Raw genomic sequence first — 17,173 nt, 5'->3', positions numbered from 1 at the left:
CGTCGAGTTGACGCATTAGCCCTTCTTACGGAGTCGATGGTCTGGGCTTAGGCCTGAGATCATCAAGGAACTCTGAGCCTGGCGAGACGCAACTCACAAGCAGCCTGTCACGGGCCCTCGTGCACGCAACATAGAGCAGGTGCCGCTCTGTCTCATAAGCCGTTTCGAGCTCGTTGATGTCGCCGATACTGGCCATTCGTTGCTGATCCGGTAGGACATCCTCATCGCAGGCGACGACAGCGACGGCCCTGAACTCGAGACCCTTCGCGCCATGCATCGTCGCAATCTGAACCTTCTCGCTGCCCTGATCGGCGTTGACTTCTCCGATGATCCTGCGCGCACGATCAATCTGCTCATCGCTTCGAACAAGGATGCCGATCTCGATCGGCTTGATCCCGGTCGAAAGACAGTCGGCCAGCCAACTCGAAACCATGCGCCGTTCCTCTTCCTCATCGCCCGCCATGATGAGTTGGGGCTCCGGCCCATCGAACACAGAGACCGTCCCCCGGCGCCCTTCCTCAACCCCGTCCATGTCGGTGATCGAGGGTGGGAGCAGCTTGTCGGCGGTCGCGCGTATCTGGTGCGAGGTGCGGTAGTTGACCTTGAGCGAATGGCTCCGACCACGGATGTCGAGGCCGAGCCTTGTCCAACTGAAAGGCAAGCGGAAGATGCGCTGGCCGATGTCTCCGGCGAGGAACACCGCGTCGGCTCGAACCCCTGCGAGCGATCCGAGAAATCCGACTTGGGCAACCGTCAGATCCTGTGCCTCGTCGACCACGACGTGGTCGAAAGGCATCTCGGTCGGATCGTCCGCCAGTCGTCGGTAGATCATCGACGGCGTCACGAGATTGTTGTCGCCTAAATAGGCGAGGAGGTGTTCGAAGACTGCCCACGCGGCTTCGCGCTGTTTCGGACCGAGCCTCGTTCTCCGACCGACCCGAGGGAGCTTGGCATAGGTTTCCGCATCCTCCACGCCCCACGCATCGACGATTTCGGACCATTCCTCGGCGAGAAATTCCTTCGACAGGTCGCCACCTAGTCCTTGTTCGCAGGCAGTCTCGATGGCTTTGGAGATGAGGTCGTCATCGGCGATTACCGGCTTTCCAAAGCGTGCGGAATAGATCGCGATCGCGGCTGCATCGATCGGCTTGACGGCAATCCGCTCTCGCACTTGAGGCAAAGCTTCCGTTAGCAGCTCGAGCTTGCGTTCGAGCGCGTCGGAAAGGGGCTGCGAAAAGGTCGTCAGCAGCACTCGGGCGTCTTCGGACAATCGCGCAAGGTGGACGGCGCGGTGGAGCGCGACGATGGTCTTCCCCGTGCCGGCCGAGCCGGTCACGCGGGTCGGACCGGTCGCCCGCTTCTCGACCAGCGCGCGCTGGGCCGGGTGAAGGAACACCGCCCATTTCTCGAAGGGCGCATCGAGCGCCGCGATCAATTCTTCGACGTTCTCGATAACGCGGAAGCGACGCCGGGCGTCCGGATGCGTGTAGGCTGAAGTGTCAGAGCCTTCCGACATGTGCTTCACAAAACCAAAGGCGAGCGCATCCTTGGAACCTGAGTGTCCAACTTCTTCTGCAAATGAGACGGAAGCACGTGACAAGAGCTTCTTGTGGTCCTCCAGGCTCCCGCCAGTCGCGAAGTCGTAAAGCGCCTCGGCCGCTTCCGCTGGAAGGTGGTCGAACAGGCGATCGAGGTCTTCCTCCGCCATCTCCCGCACCGCATCGAGCCATTCGCGCGGCACGCCCACGTCCAACAGGTCGTCCTCGCTCAGCGCCCAGAAGGGCTGGACCTTGTCGGTCGACGTCGGCTCCTCGGTCTGCCTTCCCGCCGACCAGTCGAAGTGTCCGTCCTCGCCGCCGGTCTTCTCGATCACCTCGACGATCTGCATCGAGCCTGTGCGCTCGTGCTTCAAGAATTTCCTTCGTTCGGCCCAGCCATAGGCGTCGTCATGGTGGCCGACATAGGCGAGCAGCGTATCCTCGCCGTCGCGCCGCATGATGATCCGCAGATCGCGAGAGACACGCGCCGACCAGATCTTGTCATCGGCTGCGCGGGTCAGGCGTTCGAGGCTGAGGCCCGAGCCTTTTGGGTCCATCAGCAGGTCGACCGTCGTGATCTTGACTTGCTTCTGCTCCTGATGGGTGAGCTTGCCGAGAGCGTCGGCGAAGGTTGAGGCGTAGAGGAGGCTCATTGCCCTCTAATCGTTAATGTTAACTCAACGATTGCGGTATGGATATCCTCCAAGTCCTTCCCGAATTTGCCTAAATTTGAACGACCTGTGATCGTATCAGGATCGAATCCTCGTGTCCTGCCGATATCCTCTTCTATTGCCTCTAGACGCCTATAGAGGTCGCCCAGGTCAGCGCCGCCGCCACCCTCCGATTGACCGGTGATACCTTCGACGATCCGGTCTGCAATGGCGTCCATGCTGTCCACATTGCAGCCTGTGAAATCATCGAAATCCTTCCGTAGCCCGCGGATCTCTTCCACGAGCTCAGTGAGCAAATCGATCATTTTCCCACTCTCACCGCTCGACATCCTAAACCTCCAGCACCTTCATCACCTCATCGCCAAGGTGGTTCACCACCTTAACCGCCACGCGCCCGTCCTTCGGCCGTTCAAACGGGCGTGAGCGCGTCCGGTTGAGCGAGTCCCACGCCTCGCTATCGATCTCTGCTTTCAAAGTCGTTTTCAGCGCCTTGTAGGGATCGTTCGCGCCGGGGAAATACGCGTGGCGCACGAAGAAGCTTTCGTAGTTGTAGTCGGTATCGATGAACCACACCGCGATGTCGTCGGCATCGCCGCTTTCGATCTGGCCGCCCTTATACATGTCGACGCCGAGCACCTCGATGCTAACCATATCGTCGCCCTCGTCGTGCACAACGATGTCGGGATCGCCGAACACGGTGAAGAGGTTGCCCGCGCCCGTATTGGCGAGGTCGGGCATGTGCAGGTCGGGATTGATCCGCGCCTGCAGCACGGTCAGCGGACCCATCTTTGTCAGCTCGCCCGCATGGGCATCGAAGTTGAAGGCCGCCGCGATCAGCAGGTCGAAGCCCGCATCCATTGCCTCGCGCGCCGCTGCGGTCAGGGCAGGGCGGGAGACCGTTCCGTATTCGGGGCCGACAAAGATCGCGGCGCGGCGCGTCGGTCCCGCATCGCTCGCCTCTTCCTCTTCCGCCTCGGTCAGCGATTTCTGGCGCACCGTGCCTTCGGCGAGGATGCTCTCGCCTGGCCACAGCTTCATCGTCTCGAACACCAGCTTGTCGTCGCGCGCGCGCTGCTGGACGCCGGAGCGTTTGAGGTTCTCGAGCACCATCTCGGCGAAGTCGGCGCGCTCTCCGCTCCCGCCCTTCTTCGCGCGACCCTCGGCAGCCTCGACCTCGTCGAACAGGCTGTCGTCGACATCGACCGCGGGCACGCGGTGGGGGGAGAGGCTTTCGACCGTGAACGGCCCCGCGACCCGCACCCGCGACTTGTCCTCATAGGGCTGGTCGTAGAGATATTCGGTGTCCGCCTTCGCCGCGATGCTGGCGTCGATCTCCTTCTGCCGCGCGATCCGCAATTCCCACCACTCAGCGTGAAGCTTCTCACACTCGGGATCGTTCCAAGGATCGACGGCGTGTTCGGGCAGGGTCTCGAGTGTGTAGTCACGGCCCAGTTCGGCGTTGAGCGTGGCCAGCCACTTGGTCCGCGTCGCCTCGCTCGCCCGCTCGCTGCGCGCCTTTTCGAGGGCCTGAGCGGCCTTTTCGGGCCAGGGCGAGCCGGGTTCGCGCGGCATGGTCCATTCCTCGAAAGGCGGCAGGTCGGGGTCGGAGCCATCGCGGCCGCGCAGCGCGTTGATCTTCGCGCGCAGCGGTTCGAGCTTCTCCTGAAACTCCTCCCAGATCGTGTCGATCTCGGCATTGTTGGCGATGCTCTTCAAGGTGATGTGCGGCACGCGCTTGTAGACGAAGCCCTGCCGCACGCGGCCCTGCGTCGGCGTGTCGCGCGGGGGCGAGCGGGTGATCTCAGCCTCTTTCAGCTGGCCTTCGCGGCTGTCAGCGAGGAGATACCACGGATAGCGGGCGCCCATGATCCGCGCCCGGGCGAGCGCGAGCGCGACCCGGCTCGTGTCGATCGTGATCCACCGCCGCCCCCACTGCTCGGCAACATAGGCAGTGGTGCCCGAACCGCAGGTGGGATCGAGCACCAGATCGCCGGGATCGGTGGCCATCAGGATGCAGCGTTGGACGACAAGAGGAACAGTCTGAACCACATAGTCCTTCGCCAAGCGGTCTTGGGTGTCATTCCAGTTATTGCCAATTGCGAACGCGGGGTAGTCGTCGATAAATCGGCGATAATAGATCATCTTTGGGAGTCCGATCAGCCGGTCGCTCTTCGATAGACGTTCCATCCCAGCGATAGTGCATTTCCATTGGCGCTTTTGCCCTGGGTGGTAACGCCGCTTGTTCAGATAGAACTCAACAGTCGTGTTCGGGTTGAAGCCATGCGATAGGCACGGTTGCTCCGTGTAAAGGCGCCAGTCGTCGGGCAAACCGGACGGGTCGGCGCGCTCTTCAGTCGAGAGTGACTGTTCCACGCCACCGGGTAGATAAGCTTTGTTGTAACGTCCGCCAAACTCTCCACCGACTACCTTTTCAACGAGAGGACGGCGGAATTTCACTTTTTCCTTATCCTTGGCGAACCAAATCAGGATGTCGTAGTTTCCGGAAAGTAGCCCGCTTGTCTGACCGCTATTCTTCACGAAAGTAATTTCGGAACAGAAATTCTCCTCGCCAAACACCTCGTCCATCAGCGCACGCACCCGGTGCACGTTCTCGTCGCCGATCTGGACGAAGACGCTCCCGCTCTCGGTCAACAGGTCGCGCGCCACCGTCAGCCGGTCGCGCAGGTAGGTGAGGTAGGAGTGGATGCCGTCGCGCCAGGTGTCGCGGAACGCCTTCACCTGCTCCGGCTCGCGCGTCAGGTGATCGGCCTTGCCGTCCTTCACGTCGCGGCTGGTGGTGGACCACTGGAAGTTGGAGTTGAACTTGATGCCATAGGGCGGGTCGATATAGATGCACTGCACCTGGCCCTTCAGCCCCTCGCGCTCGGCCAGCGATGCCATCACCTTGAGGCCGTCGCCCAGGATCATGCGGTTCGACCAGTGCTGGTCATGCGCGTAGAACTCGGTCCGCGCCTCCGGATCGACGCCGTTGAAATCGGCGAAGAGATCGGGCGCATCGCCTGCATCGGCGCGGTTCGAGGACCGCTTGAGATCCTCGATCAGCGCCTTGGGGTGGATCTTCTCCTGAATGTAGAGCGGCGGCGCCTCGACCACGAGGTCCGACCAGTCCGCCACGTCCTTCCCCCGCCAGACGAGCTGCGGATCGAGATCGCGATTGCGCCGCTCATAGGCGACCTCGATCGGCCGCTTGACCGCTTCCTCGAGAAAGGTCTCAAGCTCCGCCGTGGGCGCATTCTTCCGCGTCGCCTCGTCATGGGTGAGCGTGTCGACGGTGAGGGGTTTCTTGGCCATTATGTGCGATCCTGTGGGGCTTCAAACCAAGCAATGCCGTGAAATTTCAGCATGGTCTTAATTTCAGCCGGCAGATTTCCTTCGTAGACGAGCATTGCTGAAACCTTGTCGGAATCTCGAATGTCCATTGCATCGAGGACAGCCCGATATTTGATACACTGAAAGACCCCACGCCGCAGGTCGATCAAGTTGGAATCACGCGATTTCACCTCGACCGCGATCACTTCATCCTTAAGGTTCAACACGACATCTACTCGGTCCGCCGAGTCGAGGATGACCTCGGTTTCAGCAGTGGCACCTGCGAAGCGACGCTTGACGGCACCGGGGTTCTCGCAGACCCACAAACGCAGTGCCTTGTGGTTGGGACCTTCGCCTTTCCTCGAATATCGCAAACCGTCATCTTCTGCGCCCTGCTTTCGGTGACCACGGTCGCGCTCGATCTGCTGCGGGTCGAGTGCCTGCCCGAATGCCGCTTCAAAAAGCTGCTGCCACTCTTCCTCGCTTGTGCTGTAGACCTGACCGGCAGCAGCATCGAAGGCGCGCCTCCACAGCTTCGGGTATCGTCCTTTCGCGTTTTCTCGCCTCAATCGCGGTTCGTTGAATCTTTTAGCGAGATATGAGCCAGCACCGTCGCTTGGCAGTTCGGTCGCACGTTCCACGAGGAGGACGTTCAAGAGCGGGGCGGTCGGATCAATTTCGAGAAGGCGATCAATCATCGTCCCCGCCGTTAAGCCAGTGCGACCTGCGCGAGCTATTCGTTCGAAACCTACTTCCTTCTCCAAGCGATCCTTAGCCTCTCCATACGTCAGGAAGGAGTTGTCTAGCGCGGCCGCCACGAGCCAGCGCATCAGAGCCATCGTGGCTTTGTCCGACGCGAGATTCTCGTTTGTCTGCTTCATGCCGCTGCCTCTTCGGCTTTATCGATCCACAGGCGAACCAAAGCCTCGAACTCGCTCTGTATCGTCCACTTGTCCGTGAACTCGGCGAAGGCCCAGCGCCCCATTGTGCCGAGGTTGTTCACGCCCGGGACCCAGTAGGTGCGCATGGTCTCGGCTTTGTCTTTCGCGTCCTCGCCACGGAAGCCCTTGATCTCGACCACAAGGTTGAGCGGGTCTTCGGCTCCTCGCCCATCGTCGATGCGCAGGATGAAATCGGGCCGGTAGCGGCGCGCCTCGCCAGCCGACCGGTAGGGCACTTCGAAGCCAAGATTATGGTTCTTCACCCATGCAAGAACCCTTTCGTGACTGTCGGCAACGCGGCAGAATTCGGTCTCCCAATCGCTGTCGGTGACGGCGTAATTGACGTGGCATTTCGGACCCGTCGCATAGCGGTCCTGGCTGGTGTTGAAGCCAACGTGACGGGTGGAGCCTTCACGGTTGTAGGGGTCGAGCATGGCCAGAACCCGGTTTCCGCCGACCGACCCGCGGGTGATCGCAGCCATGATGCGGTCGGCGGCGCGGTCCGCGATTTCGTGGTAGAGCAATTGGGCCGGCTGGGTGTTGCCCTTGCAGACGAGATGATCTGCCATCCAGCGCCGGACGATCTTGCGCATCTCCATGATCAGCGCCGCATTCGGCACCTCACCGTCCTCCGTGAGACGACGACGGACGATGCGGTCGGCCAGCTTGAACTGGATGGTTGCAGGCCGTGTATCGGCCAAATGCTCGAGCGTCATCTCGGCCTGTTCACCGATAATGCCGGACTGGATCGTCTCGGTGGCTCCGACAAGATCGGGGGTGAGTTCGAGCGTCGAGTCTTCGCTGAACTCCGCCGAAAGCGTGTCGCGCGGAAGCTCGGTGCGATAGCCCTCGACGCGCGGAAACCGGATCTCCGATTGGTCGCGTTCCGGGCTGACCGCCTCGACGCGGACCATCGGCGGGGGAGGCTTGATCTTGGCGTTTACGGGCTGCGCGGTGAAGTCGAACGGAATGCCGAAGATGTCCGCGTATTCGACGTCGAACTTGCCCTCGGAGTTCTTCTGGTAGGAAACACGCCGCAGCGCGCGTCCGATCACCTGCTCGCAAAGCAGCTGGGTTCCGAACGCACGAACCCCGAGCACGTGCGTCACGGTGTTCGTGTCCCAGCCTTCAGTAAGCATCGAAACCGACACGACGCAGCGAATGGATTCGCCGAGTTTCCCGGGCCGTCCGACGGTGTTCATCACCTCGCGCAGGATCGTTTCGTCCGTAAGCTTGTCAGCCGCACCGTAACCCTCGCGCTGAACGATTTCCTCGCGGAACCGCTCAATTTCATCCGCTGCTGCAGCCTTGAAATCGGTGCTGACCGCTTCGCCGCTTTCCAGTTGGTGGCTGTCGATGAGCAGCGTCCGCATCTTCGGAAGGGCAATGCCGTCCGGGTCGAAATTGCGGAACAGATTGCACTTGCCGGCCATCAGTTCCTGGCCGCCATCCTTGTTCTCGACGTGGTATCCTGCGATGTAATCGTGAACGAGTTTCGACGTCGCGGTGTTGTTGCAAACCACGATGAAGACGGGCTCGACGCCGAGGTTATTGGCCTTCCACAGGTCGAAGGTCTTCTCGTAGTGCCCGTAGAGCGCATCGATCGCCGAGAGTAGCTCGTTGGGCAGCTTCTGCGGATCGTCGAAGCCGCTTTTGCCCCGCCCCTTCTTGGGGAGCTTCTTGCCGATGTGCTCCCACAGGTTGCGGAACATCGGCGTGTCGCCGCCTTCGACATTGTCCATGATCGGCACACGCGGGAGCTTCACGATGCCGCATTCGATCGCATCCATGAGCGAGAAATCGCTCATCACCCAGCCGAATAGCGAACCCTCGCGATAGCCCGATCCTTTCAGAAAGAACGGGGTGGCCGACAGGTCATAAACCATGTTGATGCCGAGCACGCGCTTCAGGGCCTCAAGGCCCGAAATCCATAGCCGCGCAGCTTCGTTTGCCTTGTCCGCTTCTTCCTTGAGTTCGCCTTTCAGCTCCTTCTTTTCTTCTTCGCTCAAGGGCCGTTCGCGGTAGCAATGATGGGCCTCATCGTTGAGCACCACCACGTTCTTCATGCCCATCAAGGGACCAGCCACGCGGCGCAGCATCGCGCCATCGCTTTCCGGTTTGGAGGAGGTGGCAAGCGCCGCCTGCTGGACCTTGTTCAGGCTCAGCTCGTCCTTCTTCTTGAAGGCGTGATAGTTGGTGATGACGATCTTTGCCTGGCCGAGATCGCGCAGCATATCGTCCGGCACGATCTGGCGCGTGCTATAATAGCTTTCGGCGTCATTCGGTTGCAGAACACGGAGCCTGTCCTTGATCGTGATGCCCGGCGCGACGATCAAGAATCCCTTCGAGAACTTCTCCGCATTGGGGTGCCGAACAGCGTTCAAAGTATGCCAGGCAATGAGCATCGCCATCACGGTTGTCTTGCCCGCGCCAGTCGCGAGTTTGAGCGCCAGGCGCACCAGATCTGGGTTGGACGCCTCATTCGCAGCGAAGAGATGCTCCCAATAACGCTGCGCTGTTGCGAGCTTCGCCTTGCGCCCCTTGTGGGCAGGTTTGCCGGCCACTTCGGTCAGCCAGATGACGGTTTCGACTGCCTCGATCTGACAGAAGAATGGGGGCAGAGGCATATCGCCAGACCGCCAGTGCCGGAGCAAGCGAGCCGTCGTCGGTGTGACTTGCCACTGGCTCTCCGGAAGCTCGCGCCAAGCGTCTACAGCCTGCCTGATCCCATTGATGATCTCGGTGGGATCGTAGACGTCCCCGGCTTCGTCGGCGAAGAATTCGGCCTGGCTGTCAGCCTTCTTTCGGGAGGCTCGAGCCTTCGGAATCGGCGACGTAAGGTCGCTCCGTCGACGCCCTTCGAGGATCGCTCCGGTGGGTTGCCCGTTCGGGTCCAGCTCCCAATGGCGGTCCGGCCGCGCATACGGCGAATTCAATATCGGGCTCTCGAAAAAGGCCTCAGCCACGCGTCCCCCCTCTTCAGATTCAGTCTGAATCACAGGCCTTTGATATGCCATCTGTTCGCGCGTTTCGGCAATGCTCGCCAGGCCAATTCTCCCTCAGAACGACGTTCGATATCGAATTCTTTTCCGCGTGAGGAAGTGGCGGATCGTCGTTTCGAATCCCTCTCTGTGCAGAGTCGAGCGCCTATTGCTGCGACGCTTGGCTGAGCGTGTCCGCAGGTGAATCGTGAGGCACAAACCCGCTCCAACGACCCGCTCGAACAACGACTCTGCGTGGTGAATACTCATGGTCAGCGCCATCTGCCGCCCTGTCCAAGGGCTGCACTAGCTATTCATACGCGGACTGACGGACGCATTTGTAGCCATTGTTTGACCCAGCACTCAAATCTTCCTTTCTCCCCAGAGCGTGACACGGCTGCAATAGTCACATAAAATTACTAAACGCTCGAATTGAACATATTTTCAAGAGCGTGACAGGGCTGCAATAGTCACATAACCGGCGATTTTCGGGGCAGAATGGGCCATGCCGCCGCGCAATTCACATAAGTTTGCTTGTGGCCGGCTCTTTTGCCCTTTCGAAGGGCCGAAATCAGCCGCTCGCGCTCGGCAAAAACGCCGGTGTGACCAAAGCCGCAGGAGTGTCCGAAGGCTGCACTACCGCCATAAACGCTTGCCAACAGCCGTATGTTGGCACGATTTTTCGTCCGACACGAGAAATCGGCCGTATCACGCTCGTGTGTCCAAAGGCTGCGCTACTTACATAAGGCTCTGGCGGCGTTGAATTTCCTAGGTTTTTTCAGTGTCCAAACCCTGCACTACCGCCATAAACCATCAATATTGAGGTGGATTTGCCCATCCTGCTGCACAACCGCCATAAGCACGCCTAAAGTGGCGTTTGGGACTTCCAGATGGCGGAGATCCGGCGCCGCGGCAAATCGTGCATAAGGTGCCATAGACGAGCAAAAAGCCCGAATTTCCAAGGTTTTCAAGCAGCACGGATGGCAAGATCTGCGCGTCACCCTCGCTATGCCCGCATGGAGTGCCATACGGGCTGATGGCGCATTTCAGGCCTCATCTCGCGGCTACGTGGCGAAACGCGGATGAAGTCTCATAATGGACGTTCGCGTCACCGCCGAAAACGGGGCCTACTCCCTCGATCGCTCCCGATAGCCATGAATCCAGGAACTTGGCGCAACATCGCATAAGTGTGGGCAGCCGTTGGCAGCACACACTTATGCCTGAACCGGCACGAAGGCCTGCTTTGGCCGGATACCAAAGAGGTATCCGGTGCGGCGCTCATCGCGCCTTGGATGAAGTGCCGAATAGGTTTCACTTGAGGACTTGCAACTAAAAATCGCGATTTTGCATCTTCCCACGATCCTTCTGATTATGAGACAATTTGTGTCATGGAAAAGAAGGGCGGACAGACTGTTGGTGAACTCAAGAGACGACTTTCGGCTCTTGAACAATTCGCCGATGACAGTCGGAACCTGCCGCCCCTCTCGGTAAAAGAGGTTCGTGCCCATATCGAGCGGCACGGGAACGATGTTGCGAAAGCACGCGCAAGCATGAATGGCCTCATCGGGAAGGCCGATCCGCATACACGCAAGGTCGGCGATGACAGCCACATCACTGGCAAGGTGGGCGGGCTCGAAAAGCGCCGGACGCGCGTCATCAAAATCTGGATCGACGACGCGGGGCACGTGCCGAAGATTCGCTACAACCAGCCGATTACGCGTCCAGGCCGGCCGGTGAACTCTAAAGGGTCGACCGCCATCCACTTCGCGTTCGAGGCGATCGACAAGGCCCAGCTTGAGTTGGGGCTTCCCAGTGACAGTGGACATAAGGTCTCACCGCACGCACACGTTGAATATATCGAGCGAGCTGAAGCTCAAGTCGAGTCGGTCGAAGCCCTCAGGAAATTTGCTCCGGCTCCCATCGACACGATGATCGAATACAATGAGCGACCAGGAGCGGTCGGCTCTCCGTCGCAGTCCGCATCGGGCACGTCCATCTTCACGAACATCCGTGGCGATCAGGCCGACCGTGTCGATGTGTTCAAAAAGCTCGCTGAGCTCGAGCGATTGGATCGTCGACCCTCACTCACGCTGGACCTCAATCACCCGTCAGGCACGATGCAAAAAATCCGGCGCGAATTGGTCAAGGGCGGGGAGCTGGAACGCTGGGCACCGCGCGTCCACAATGGATCGCTGGTCGTCGAGGATGCTGAGGCGTATCTTCTCGCTGGCGTGATCGGAAAGATGGGATGGCGCGACGACCGAAAAAAGAAGGCGAGGCAGAAACGGCAAATGGACAGCTCGGGCGTCTGTTTCGATCCCGGGAAAAGCGGCACCTGTCAAATCCGGCTGGTTGGTGAACTTCCCCATGACGTTTCCCCTGAGGCGAGAGTGCGCATCGTCAAAGGTGTCTGCGAAGAATTCGAGAAGCGGGGCTTGCCATACATCGGCGTGATCCATGCTCCGGGTCCTGAAAACCACGATCGCAATTGGCATTTCCACCTTGTAGCTCACGACCGGCCCGTAGCGAGGTTCGACGGCACCGCTGCAAGCCACTTCATCACGGAAGATTCGAACGGCAAAATTCCGGCCAACAAAGTCGAGATGATGAGGCTCGCGCTCGCCGATCCTGCGGTCCAAGCTCAGATCGGCAAGTGGGACTTCGAGGTGGCCTATACCCACACCTACAAAAATCGAACGCGCATCGAAAAGCATCCCTTTCGACGCAGAAAGGATCGTTCGGTTACGAGGGAGGATTTTGTGCCCGGCTTGCGGGCGAAGCTATGCGACCTCACCAACGCCGAGCTGGAGCGCGCTGGACATCGTCGCCGTGTAGACCCGCTAAAGCATACCGAAGCTGGACGGGAACAGATTGCGGGAGAGAAGCTCGGCGCGGTTCTTCAAGCTGAGGAACTGTCCGGTCTGCCAACCAAAGAGGGCTCACGGAACGAATCCTATCAATGGAAAGCGCGCCGCGACGCTCTCGATTTGGAGGAAGTCCAAGTCGTGATGCAGACCTACGTTACCGAGGAAGAGAAGCGCACTATCCGGGTGAGGATTACCGACAGACAAGAGCAGTGGGCCTTGATCGATGCGCTGGCGGCGCGTCGGAAAGAAATTGCCGAGCTCAAATGGGTTGCAAGGAGCGCCAGGGAGATCATCGATCGCCTCGGCTCACGTCCTTCCGCGGTTGAGCAAAGAAACGTCAATCTCATGATCGCCGAAGGCGGGAAGAAGAAAGTCGATCGCGACCGTTTGCGGACTTTCGAACGCCAGGCAGATCATGCGGCCGAACACTTGGTAGCGATGCAAACTCTCGGCGGCGATCTCTATCATATCGAGCGCGATGCGAAGAGCGCGATCGTCGAGCTCGAGCGAGAGGTCGAGACGCTCGAGAAGCAGGCGGGCTTGCGTCGCGAACGCGTGTTCGACTTTGACATCGATGAGTCTCTGGATACCTATGCGAAGCCTACGGAAGTTTCGGATGTCACTGCGGTCGCAAGCCCGGAAAGTTCAAACAACCTCAGGCGTGAAGCGAGTGAGGTCCGCGCGACGACCAGAGAGGAGACTGCTGAGACCATCCGAGCCCACACTGCGTCGCGATCCGTCGTCAACCTTGACGCCGGAGCGGGTGCCAAGACCAACCCGCTGCCAGCTTCTCGTGATGTTGCGCCCACCTCCCCGCCCACCAGCCTTGGCAACGGCGAGAAGCACAATACACACGAGCTCGAGCTGCCTCAGGAAGGAGTCGAGCCTCCTTCTACCAAAGAGACGTCTAGCGCCCAGCGCCTTCTTCAGCGGGAAGCTATTAGAAAGAGGGAGGCGAGCCAGCACATCGGAAAGCTCGCGAAATCGGGGGCTGCATTCAAACTCACCGACCAAACTGTGAATGGCCGGGCCGTCAAAGTCGCCGTCCTCACGCCGGAGGAGGCGCAGCGGCACGGCTTGCCGGAGCGCATCGTTGGCTTCACCAATCACGAGCAGAAGAGGCTCGAAGGCATCACAGCGAAGCGGGCTGCGCGGGCACAGATTTGGTCTCTATCAAGAGCCAATCCGTCCTTGGTATCCACCGCCCATGATACCGCGAAATCCGCCACAGTCTCCTCGACCGGAGCACCTGCTCAGGATCAGGCGCAGGCCGAGCAGGAACGTGCGAGCGGGCATTCGCGAACTGGAGCGCACGCTGGCGGAAGTGAGATCAAGAAGGACCTAGGCGGCAGATCGGTTCCAGCCTCGCACCGCCAGCCAAGTCCTACCGTTTCGGCCGACGGTCAGGGATCAATACCGAAATCTGCTCCCGCCGATGCTCCAACCGCAGTTGGTCCGAAGCAGGAAGGGGAGCGCAACGGTCCGGTGCACATCGACCAACCCTTCACGCCGCAGTCAGGTGATCAAGCGATGGCAAGCGCGAATGCTCCTAGCGGAACAAATCCGCCTGCGAGGCCCCTTCTTACCGAGACAGTGCAGGAGAAGCGTGACGGTGTTGAACGACCGATGCCGCCCACGAATGAGCCACCGCTGTCGCAGGTCGAACCGCAAAGTCGTGCAGCACAACAAGGTGGCGGGAAGTCGCGTGCCATAGTGGCTCGAACTGAAGGCGCCCCCTCCGAGGCAGCGGAAGCCAGCTCGCCCCCAAAAACCACAGTCCGCGCCGAACCAAATCGCAATGCGGTCGATCAAGATCGTGTCGGTCAGAGCGGAGGCGATGCCGCCATCCCGAATGTCGTCAAGGACGGGATATCGTCGCGGAAAATCTCTACGGCTGCGGTCGAGAGGCTTCGCAGCGTCGGAGAAGCCTTTGAGCGGCTCCACTCTGAGAAGCCCAAGACGACTGGCGAAGTCGCCGATCCGTCGACGGGGAATGTGCGAGCGTCCAGCCCCTCAGAAATGCAAGCGAAGCGCGGTGGAGCGAAACCAACACCGACCCAGCTGCCCTCAGAGGCCTCGCTTGTGGCATCGCGTCAGGATCCAAGGACCGAGGAGAGGCCGCGGTCTCCCTCGGGTGATCAACTTGGCGAGGGCGGAAAGGCCGCGGTGAAGGCGACGACAGGAGGTTGCTCGGATCGAGGTCCGCTGCCTGACCGGAGCTTTCCTGAAAGCCCTCGAGGCCCATCTCGACGCTCGGATCTCGTCCGTGAAGGGTCGCCGAACAAATCGAAGGAGGAGATCGCACACCTGGCGGAAGTTAGACGCAGGGTCGACGCCATGCGCGAGGAGATTGTCGCCAAGAAGGAGGCCGCCGCGAAAGCTAGGAACGTCCAATCGAAACCAGAGTCTCCTAACAAGGAGGCGGAGAGCCGGCCGCGGCACTCGCGTCCTCAAATGCCTCCACCGGGATTTGACTTTGGTTGGTGAGTAAATCGGCCGTGCTGATCTCCCAGTGTGCACCGGAGAGAGATATACGGAGCCGGAATGAACGCAGGGCAAGAGCGGGCGCTGCGCTGATCTAGAACCTAGTCCGTCAGTTGCGTCTCGCCCAGTGCAGTGCTGATGCCAGATGGCCTATGCCCGCAAGCTGCACAGAGCTTAGCTTGCGGCGTTCGCAGGGGCTTTCCGCACCTCTCGCAGGGAGGCCCAAAATCGATCGTGCGATGGTGCATGACAGCGGCGAAATTGGTCTCGTCAATGCCAGTTATCTCGTTGTGGCGATCGAGCATTGCACGAACCTCGGGGCCAGCTGCTGCGATTTTCTCCCAACCCGACCGGGTCAGGACCGGAACGTCCACCCCGCATCGCCAACAATACTGAATCCGATAGTCGGTCGTCTCCGCCTCTGGTAGTCGATCCTTTCGGGCAGCATCATTGAGGACGAGCGGTCCACCCCTCCTCATTGCATCCAATCGTTCGGCGATCAGTTCTCGTTCTCGTCGATTCCGCTCTTCGCGCCCGTCGACGTTCTCAAGGCAAATTAGCCGAATCGGAAAGCCGTCACGAAGGGCATTGGCTAGTTCCCTGTGCACTCGGCGATAACCGTCGGGGTTGCCAGGCCGGTATGGAAGTCCCTGCAGGAGCCGCCGTAGATTTTGCGCGTAATGGCGGCGTGGTCGCGCAAAGGATGAACACTGGCCAATGTAGCAAGCCCGTTCACCAATCCGCCATTCGTAAAGGCCCGGCCGTTCCAAATCGACCCCTTGCGAGACGACCAGTTGATACCAGTCAGACGATAGCCGTCGCAGGGCTGCTTCATCCATGGTCACTCACCCTTGTGCGTCTCGAGGTTTCGATGCGGAGTGTATCGCGCGACCCGTAAGAAAATCCCTAAAGTTCTTCGGCTTATCCGGGGCGATCGCGGGTATCGATCAAGCCGAATCCTTTTTAGCTCGATCCGCAAAGCCCCATTAAGGTCTCGTGGCTATTGTCACGCTCGTGAACCCCGACGCCCCGCACTTTTTCATGGGGCGTCGGCTTTGCGCCCCATCCAAGACGTATCCGTCCAGCTCCTTAAGTCCTGTAAGCGGACGTTATACACGGCGATGTTAGCGTGGAAGGACGGCAATATCGGGCCTTTCTACGAATTGCGGCAGGCGGCGCGCTGAGCTCAATGCCAAGCGACTTGCCGGCGGTCTCTCTTCCCCATTCCTCTTGATAGCGTGATGTCAACGCGAATCTGACACCCACAGAATGTTCGTAAATATCGCAAGGCCGATGACAAGGGCTTCTCTTGCAGCTACTTTCATCTTACGGAGGGCATCTGGCCAAAAGTGAAGAGTATCCGTGTCTAACGCGAAACAGATCGCTGCAATGCTGCGCAGTCAGGCAGAGGGCGACGAGGAGCAGTTCCTCTCGATCGCGCTGCAGGTGGCGGCTGCCGAGGCAAGGCGCGGTCGGCGCGACGCGGCTAACGAGATTCGCGCCGCCGTCGATGCCGCACGCGAAGGCCGCGGTGTTCGGCCTAGCATTCCTATCGCCTTTTCGCGGCCCAAAGGGGATCTTGAAGGTCTGCTTGACCTGCGCGAGGCGCGCATTCGCCTGTCCGATGTCGTTCTGCCGAAGGCGATAGAGCAGCGGCTCAAAAATCTTCTGCTCCAGCAGCGCAAGCGTGAGTGGCTGCGCGAACACGGGAAGGTTCCCAGCCATCGACTGTTGTTCGTAGGCCCTCCCGGGTCAGGCAAGACCATGACCGCCGAAGCGGTCGCCGGCGAATTAAAGCTGCCCCTGTTCGTGATCCGTCTCGACACGCTGATTACCCGCTACATGGGCGAGACCGCGGCCAAGCTCAGGCTCGTCTTTGATGAAACTTTGCGAAGGCGTGCGGTCTACCTGTTCGACGAGTTCGACGCGGTCGGAGGGCGGCGCAGCGCGTCGAACGACGTTGCCGAGATGCGTCGTGTTCTCAATAGCTTCCTCCAATTTATGGAGGAGGAAAGCGCGACCGACAGCCCGATCGTCGCAGCCACCAACCACCCCGAACTTCTCGACCGCGCGCTCCTCAGGCGTTTCGACGAAGTGCTCGAATTCGCCCTGCCGAGCGCAGAGCAGGTTCGCGCGGTTATCAAGGCAAACCTGCGCGGAATGAAATATCCGCGGATCGATTGGAGCAATGTCGAGGAGGCGGCCAGCGGGCTGAGCCAGGCTGAAATCGCGCGCGCCGCGAACGAAGCAGTCAAGAACGCCATCCTCGCGCAGCGCAAGACGATCTCGACCAAGCAGCTGACGGACAAGCTCGCTGAACGTCAGGCGATGCGCACGGTGTTTTCAGCCCAACCGTAACAC

General features: G+C 60.0%; 7 protein-coding genes. 2 read left to right on the top strand and 5 right to left on the bottom strand.

The window, feature by feature from the left end:
* Positions 1–25 precede the first annotated feature (25 nt).
* The 5 genes from G9473_RS06595 to G9473_RS06575 are packed head-to-tail and all read right to left on the bottom strand — an operon-like array spanning position 26 to position 9,446.
* On the bottom strand, positions 26–2,191 hold the full coding sequence (locus tag G9473_RS06595; RefSeq protein ID WP_291137529.1) for a 3'-5' exonuclease: 2,166 nt from the start codon (positions 2,189–2,191) through the stop codon (positions 26–28).
* Positions 2,188–2,514, bottom strand: a complete 327-nt coding sequence (locus G9473_RS06590; RefSeq protein ID WP_291137527.1) for a hypothetical protein — start codon at positions 2,512–2,514, stop codon at positions 2,188–2,190. Before G9473_RS06590 ends, G9473_RS06595 begins: the two co-directional genes overlap by 4 nt.
* A 25-nt stretch (positions 2,515–2,539) precedes the next feature.
* Entirely contained in the window at positions 2,540–5,521 is a 2,982-nt protein-coding gene (locus G9473_RS06585; RefSeq protein ID WP_291137525.1) for a site-specific DNA-methyltransferase, read from the bottom strand.
* Positions 5,521–6,420, bottom strand: a complete 900-nt coding sequence (locus G9473_RS06580; protein ID WP_291137522.1) for a hypothetical protein — start codon at positions 6,418–6,420, stop codon at positions 5,521–5,523. The genes G9473_RS06585 and G9473_RS06580 overlap by 1 nt, the downstream gene beginning before the upstream one ends.
* Positions 6,417–9,446, bottom strand: coding sequence for a BPTD_3080 family restriction endonuclease (locus G9473_RS06575; RefSeq protein ID WP_291137519.1), 3,030 nt, complete (start codon positions 9,444–9,446; stop codon positions 6,417–6,419). The genes G9473_RS06580 and G9473_RS06575 overlap by 4 nt, the downstream gene beginning before the upstream one ends.
* A 1,403-nt stretch (positions 9,447–10,849) precedes the next feature.
* Between G9473_RS06575 and G9473_RS06570 the strand changes: the two genes are divergently transcribed.
* Both G9473_RS06570 and G9473_RS06565 read left to right on the top strand, forming a co-directional pair.
* Positions 10,850–14,815: a MobA/MobL family protein gene (locus G9473_RS06570; protein ID WP_291137517.1), complete on the top strand. Its 3,966-nt coding sequence runs from the start codon at positions 10,850–10,852 to the stop codon at positions 14,813–14,815.
* A gap of 1,359 nt (positions 14,816–16,174) precedes the next feature.
* Positions 16,175–17,170, top strand: coding sequence for an AAA family ATPase (locus tag G9473_RS06565; RefSeq protein ID WP_291137514.1), 996 nt, complete (start codon positions 16,175–16,177; stop codon positions 17,168–17,170).
* The last annotated feature ends 3 nt before the right edge of the window (positions 17,171–17,173 follow it).

The organism is Erythrobacter sp. (assembly GCF_011765465.1).
In the GTDB taxonomy this organism is placed as follows: Bacteria; Pseudomonadota; Alphaproteobacteria; order Sphingomonadales; family Sphingomonadaceae; genus Erythrobacter.
The sequence above is the reverse complement of the archived record's forward strand: the minus strand, read 5'-3'. Positions and strand labels throughout refer to the sequence as shown.

Excerpts from the sequence above, each read along its gene's own strand:
- G9473_RS06590 (WP_291137527.1), bottom strand. The coding sequence starts at position 2,514 with ATGATCGATTTGCTCACTGAGCTCGTGGAAGAGATCCGCGGGCTACGG.
- G9473_RS06570 (WP_291137517.1), top strand. The coding sequence starts at position 10,850 with ATGGAAAAGAAGGGCGGACAGACTGTTGGTGAACTCAAGAGACGACTT.
- G9473_RS06580 (WP_291137522.1), bottom strand. The coding sequence starts at position 6,420 with ATGAAGCAGACAAACGAGAATCTCGCGTCGGACAAAGCCACGATGGCT.
- G9473_RS06585 (WP_291137525.1), bottom strand. The coding sequence starts at position 5,521 with ATGGCCAAGAAACCCCTCACCGTCGACACGCTCACCCATGACGAGGCG.
- G9473_RS06595 (WP_291137529.1), bottom strand. The coding sequence starts at position 2,191 with ATGAGCCTCCTCTACGCCTCAACCTTCGCCGACGCTCTCGGCAAGCTC.